We start from the raw sequence: 750 nt of genomic DNA on the forward strand, positions 1-750 counted from the left end.
ACTGGGGCGCCCCATGCAACACGTAATTGGGACATAGCCTTTACTTTTGGGGCTTTAATTGGCCTGTGAGATACTTTTGCGAAATCATCTATAGAGGTAGCTGCTGTGAGTAAACCCGCCATTTTTCTGGATCGCGATGGTGTCATCAACAAAGACACGGGTTATGTCAGCCAGGTTGATGACTTCCATTTTCTGCCCGGGGTGATTGAGGCCATGCAATTGCTGAAGAAAAAAGGCTATTTGCTGGTCGTGGTGACCAACCAATCCGGTATCGCCCGCGGTTACTTCACGGAAGATGACTTCATGAACCTGACCGAGTGGATGGATTGGTCATTGGCCGATCGGGATGTGGATCTCGATGGTATCTACTTCTGCCCCCATCACCCGGATCACGGCGCCCCTTGCGACTGCCGCAAACCGGAACCCGGCATGCTGCTGTTGGCGCAGCAAGAGTTGGGCATCGACATGGACCGCTCTTATATGGTGGGTGACAAACCTTCGGACCTGAAAGCCGCCATCAATGCCAAGGTCGGTCACAAGATAATGGTCAGAACAGGCAAGCCGATTACTGATGCGGGGATTGAGCTGGCCGATGCCATCTACGACAACCTGCATGATTTTGCCGTTGCAGCGCCTGTCACAGGCTGATTTCGCTGGATTAAGATGCTTTTTGGTGGCTTTTTGGTGGCTTTTTGGTGGCTTTGTGAGCGGTTGAACGATGAAAGCCATCTTTTTGCAATTATCTGCTTG

At 51.5% G+C, this 750-nt stretch carries 1 protein-coding gene; it reads left to right on the forward strand.

The window, feature by feature from the left end; all coding sequences use genetic code 11:
* Window positions 1–105: 105 nt before the first annotated feature.
* Window positions 106–648, forward strand: coding sequence for a D-glycero-beta-D-manno-heptose 1,7-bisphosphate 7-phosphatase (gene gmhB / locus AACR77_RS17070; RefSeq protein ID WP_010675946.1), 543 nt, complete (start codon window positions 106–108; stop codon window positions 646–648).
* Window positions 649–750 lie beyond the last annotated feature (102 nt).

Origin of the sequence: Aeromonas sp. ZOR0002 (genome assembly GCF_963866995.1) — a bacterium.
In the GTDB taxonomy this organism is placed as follows: Bacteria; Pseudomonadota; Gammaproteobacteria; order Enterobacterales; family Aeromonadaceae; genus Aeromonas; species Aeromonas caviae.